The organism is Rhodococcoides corynebacterioides (assembly GCF_019834675.1).
Lineage (GTDB): Bacteria > Actinomycetota > Actinomycetes > Mycobacteriales > Mycobacteriaceae > Rhodococcoides > Rhodococcoides corynebacterioides_A.
Map to the genome: position 1 here is coordinate 1 of NZ_JABUBU010000042.1, position 4,995 is coordinate 4,995.

Genomic DNA, 4,995 nt, shown 5'->3' on the forward strand with positions numbered 1-4,995 from the left:
GCCCCGGCTCGGACGCGTCGATCGAAGTCGGGCCCGGCGCAGCGGCAGCGTGCTTCGGCGCGGGCGCGGGGGTCGGTGTCCGAACAGCCACAGACGCCGTCGGAGTCGGCCTCGACACCCGCGCGACCCGCGGAGCCCGCGCGGCCTTCGCCGGCGCGGGCGCGGTGCGCGAGCGCCGCAGCTCCTCGGCCTCGTAGGGCAGCTGATCGTCCACCCCGGCGGGGCTGACGGTGACCGTGGTGCCGTCGATCGACACCACGCGCGCGGACGCACCGGCCTCGAGGCCCAGCGACGGCGTCGCCTCCCGGAGATAGACGGTGGCGCGCTTGCCGGCGTCGAGGGCGGACTGCAACACGGCCAGATCGTCCTCGGTGAGGGCATCGGCCGGGGGTCGCCGACGGGCGGCTGCCATGGGAGACCTTTCGAGGCGTGGAGGGGACGGGCACGAACAGCACGGCCAGTGTGTCACGACCCCCGACACCCCCACCGGGCATCGTCGCCGCGTGGTTGCGTGCCCGTTCCGCCGGGTACGCGCCGCGCATGACCGACACCGATTCCCGCGCCCACGTGATCGAGCTTCTCTCCGACGCGAACCTTTGCATGTTCACCACCACCTCCACCGACGGGCACCTCATCGCCCGGCCGATGGCCCTGCAGGAGACGGAGTTCGACGGCGATCTCTGGTTCTTCGCCGCGGCCGACTCGCGGAAGGTGGCCGACATCGGCGCCAACCCGTCCGTCGGGGTGTCCTTCCAGTCCGGCACCTCGTGGGTGTCGATCTCCGGCCGGGCGTCCGTGGTCCGGGACGAGGCGAAGAAGAAGGACCTGTGGAGTCAGGGTGTCGCCGCGTGGTTCCAGGACGGCCCGGAGTCCGACGGCATCGTCCTGCTGAAGGTCGAGGCCGAGGGCGCCGAGTACTGGTCGGCGCCGGGATCGAAGGTCTCCACGCTGATCGCGTACGCGAAGTCCCGCGTCACCGGCGAGCGCCCCGACGTGGGCACCAACGAGACGGTCGACCTGACCTGACGCCACCCCCACGAGCCCCGGCCGTTCGCGCAGAGCGGACACCGTGGTGAGTGCTCCACGAGGGAGCGCAAACCGGCACCGCCGTACCGCTCCGCCGCGTACCGTTCGACGGGTTCTGCGCCCCGGGGCTCGCGGCGGGGCGGCACACGCATCGTTCTCGGGGAGTAGGCACGCCATGTCGCTGGACACGTCTCGGTCCGACACGTCCTCGTCGGCCGCATCGGACCGCGACCAGCTGTTCCTCATCGACGCGGTGACCGACGAGGACGTGCAGACGGCGTCGGCGTGGATCGAGCAGCACAGCCGGGTGCCCGATCCGCGCACGGTACCGATGACGGGGCGCGCCCTCGATCGCGTGCTCGAGGGCCTGACGGACGGTGACCCGCTGGTCACGCCGATCCGCGTCGTGCACACCAAGCCCGAGTCGCCGTCGCGCGGCCTGCGCCGGTGGATCCGCCCGCGCAAGGGCGACGCGCGGGTCGCCGTCGGCGAGCCCGCGACGTTGAGCGATCTGCGTCGTCGGTTCGAGGCGACGGCGGGACGGTCGCTGTCGACGTACGTGGCGCGGCAGGCCAGCCTGACGCTGGACCGGGCCGAGCGCGACATCATCGGCAACGAGTACAAGGTGCCGCGCTTCGTGGTGGAGGAGCTCACCGAGCGGTCGCAGTTCCGTCGCGATCTGGCGGAGCTGGCGAAGTCGGTGAACACTCCGCTCGCCGAGGTGCGGGCACGGGTGCACCGAATCCTGAACGAGATGGTGGCCACCGAGAACAAGCAGGCGGTGGAGTTGTGGGGGCAGCTGGGCGCCTTCTTCTCCCGCGCGTACCGCGTCGAGGTCGACGACGAGTCCCTGGCCGCGCTGCGGGAGCTGGACAAGTCGTATCCGCTGGTCTTCCTGCCGAACCACCGCTCGTACCTCGACCCGTTGGTGCTGCGGCCGGCGCTGCTGGAGCAGGGTCTGCCGCTCAATCACGTGATGGGCGGCATCAACGTCGGCTTCTGGCCGATCGGCCCGCTGGCCAAGCGCAGCGGCGTGGTGCTGATCCAGCGTAAGTTCTCCGACGACGTCTACAAGTGGACGCTGCGCCAGTACATGAGCTTCCTGCTCAGCAAGAAGTTCAACCTCGAGTGGTACATCGAGGGCGGACGCTCGCGCACCGGCAAGTTGCGGCCGCCGCGCTTCGGCCTGCTCACCTACCTGGTGGACGCGCTGGAGAACAGCACGGCGGCCGACGCGTACCTGGTGCCCACGTCGATCACCTACGACCGGCTGCACGAGGTCGGGGCCATGACCGCGGAGATGCACGGCGCGCAGAAGCAGGCCGAGGGTATTCGCATGGCCATCGACTACGTCCGGGCGCAGGGCAAGATCCGCGGCACGGTGTACCTGCGGTTCGGGACGCCGATGTCCGTGCGGACCTTCCTCGAGGAGCACGAGGACAAGCGTGTGGCGGTGCAGCGCGCGGCGCTGGCGGTGTCGCACGCCATCAACGAGGCCACCCCGGTGACGCCCGCCGCGCTGGTGGCGATGGCGATGCTCGGCACCGAGGACCGCGCGCTCGACATGGCCGAGATGTGCGGAGTGATCGACCCGCTCGCGCACTACATCCGCCTCCGGGGTCTCCCGACGGCCGGTGGCGTGGACCTGACCGATCGTGCGGTGGTCACCGCGGCGCTGCGCACGCAGGTGACGGCCGGCGTCGTCACGCGGTTCGACGACGGGCCGGAGCCGCTCTACCGGTTGGCGCAGGACAAGCACCTGGTCGCCTCGTTCTTCCGCAACAACACCGTGCACTTCTTCGTGATGCGGGCCATCGGCGAGCTGGTGGTGCTCCGCACGGAGGACTCCGACACCGGTCGCACCGGCGCCGACGATCTCTGGCGGTCGGCTCTGGAACTGCGTGACCTGCTGAAGTTCGAGTTCTTCTTCGGCGACAAGCGGGAGTTCGGTGCCCGCCTCGAGGCGGAGGTCGACCTGATCGACCCGACCTGGCGGGAGCGTCTCGACACCCCCGGGTACGCCGTGCAGACCCTCGAGCGGCAACCGCTGCATCTCGCGCACCGCGTGCTGCAGCCGATCTTCGAGGCGTACCAGGTGGTGGCCGACCGGTTGGTGCTCGCCGATCCGCGCGCGGAGTTCGACAAGTCGGCCTTCCTCACCGAGTGCCTGGGCGTCGCGCACTCGCGTCGTCTCCGTCAGGAACTCGACCACAGCGAGGCCATCTCCAACGAATTGTTCGACACCGCACTGCAGTTGGCGGACAACCGCGGGCTCCTGGACTCGTCGGAGCCGGACGTCACGCAGCGTCGCGTGCAGTTCGCGGTGGAGATCGCCGCCTGGGGGCGGGTCTCGCGCCGAATCAGGGCCATGGTGTACCGCCGACTCGCCGACCACAGCCTCACCGGGTACGCCGGGGCGGCCGACTCCCCGCACACCGAGCCGACCCCCGAACACCCGTCCGGCACCGACCGATCCGGAGGAGCACGGTGACCCCACGCCCGGCCCAGTCCCTGACCGATCTGCTGGACCTCGTCGCCGCGGCGCCCGAGGGCCCGGACGTGGTCGCGTTCTTCGACTTCGACGGCACGGTGATCGACGGATACTCGGCCACCGCCGTGTTCAAGGAGCGCCTGCGGCGGTTCGACGTCGACCTGTTCGAGCTATGGGACATCAGCAGCGCGGTCGTGGAGATGCGGCTGCGCGGCACCACGGTGGACAACCTCATGGACAAGGCCGTGCGCGCGCTGGCCGGCAAGACGCACGACGAGCTGATGCAGCAGGCCTACCTGCTGTTCCGGTCCGAGATCGCCGCGCAGATCTTCCCCGAGGCGCGCACGCTGATCGCCGCGCACAAGGCCCGCGGACACCGCATCGTGCTCTCGACGTCGGCCACGCCCTACCAGGCGACGCCGGTGGCCGAGGACCTCGGATTCGACGCCCTGATCTGCACGCACCCCGAGATCGGGGACGACGGCGTGCTCACCGGCTCGCTCGACGGCCTCTCGCTGTGGGGACCGCGCAAGGCGGCGGGGATCGAGGACTGGGCGGCGGCCGAGAAGGTCGACATCGCCGGCTGTTTCGGCTACTCGAACGGCGCCGAGGACGTGCCGATGCTCGAGACGGTGGGCATTCCCGTCGCGCTGAACCCCGACGGCGACCTCGACCGCACCGCCCGTGACCGGGGGTGGGCGCGCGTGCGGCTGCGGAAGCCGACGACGGGCGTCGACGTCACCTCGACGGTGCGCAGTGTCGCCGCGCTCGGCTCGGTGCTCGCCAGTGCGGGGCTCGGTGCCACGCTCGGCCTGCTCAGCGGGTCACGCCGGGTGGGCGCCAACATCACCAACTCGGTGGCGCCCGAGCTCGCCCTGGCGCTGACGGGCATCGAGGTGGAGGTGATCGACGAGGCCAACGCCTGGTCGCACCGGCCGGCGGTGTTCCTCTTCAACCACCAGTCGACGATGGACATGATCGTCGTCGCGCGGGTGCTGCGCCGCGACATCACCGCCGTCGCCAAGAAGGAACTGGCGCGCGATCCCCGCTTCGCTCCCCTCGGGGCGTTGTTCGACGTGGCGTACGTCGATCGCGCCAACGGCGCGCAGGCGCGCGACGCGATCAAGCCGGCCATCGACAAGCTGAAGAGCGGCACCTCGGTGGCCATCGCGCCCGAGGGCACCCGCATGCCGACCTCTCGCCTGGGCCGATTCAAGAAGGGCGCCTTCCACCTCGCGATGGAGGCGGGCGTGCCGGTGGTCCCGCTGGTCCTCCAGGGCGCGGGCGACGTGATGTTCCGCTCCGCGTTCACGGCGCACCCCGGCACGGTGACGGTGACCGTGGGCGAGCCGGTCCCCACGGACGACTGGACCCCCGAGACCCTCGACGAGCACATCGCCGAGGTCCGCGAGTTCTACGAACGCACCCTCGGCCATGTCCGATAGCGCCGACCCCGACAGCCCCGCCACCCCCGACAC

General features: G+C 70.9%; 3 protein-coding genes and 1 pseudogene. 3 read left to right on the forward strand and 1 reads right to left on the reverse strand.

Going from position 1 to position 4,995, the window contains the following annotated elements:
- Positions 1 to 412: pseudogene (locus HQ603_RS19035) on the reverse strand (DUF6319 family protein); the annotation flags it as partial.
- A gap of 128 nt (positions 413 to 540) precedes the next feature.
- Here HQ603_RS19035 and HQ603_RS18685 point away from each other — a divergent pair.
- The 3 genes from HQ603_RS18685 (at position 541) to HQ603_RS18695 (ending at position 4,962) form a co-directional block, all read left to right on the forward strand.
- Positions 541 to 1,026: a pyridoxamine 5'-phosphate oxidase family protein gene (locus HQ603_RS18685; protein WP_222686244.1), complete on the forward strand. Its 486-nt coding sequence runs from the start codon at positions 541 to 543 to the stop codon at positions 1,024 to 1,026.
- Between the two features lie 175 nt (positions 1,027 to 1,201).
- Positions 1,202 to 3,517 (forward strand): glycerol-3-phosphate 1-O-acyltransferase, encoded by a 2,316-nt coding sequence (locus HQ603_RS18690; RefSeq protein ID WP_222686245.1) that lies wholly within the window; start codon positions 1,202 to 1,204, stop codon positions 3,515 to 3,517.
- Complete coding sequence (locus HQ603_RS18695) at positions 3,514 to 4,962, forward strand: HAD-IB family hydrolase (protein ID WP_308126620.1); 1,449 nt, start codon at positions 3,514 to 3,516, stop codon at positions 4,960 to 4,962. Before HQ603_RS18690 ends, HQ603_RS18695 begins: the two co-directional genes overlap by 4 nt.
- Positions 4,963 to 4,995 lie beyond the last annotated feature (33 nt).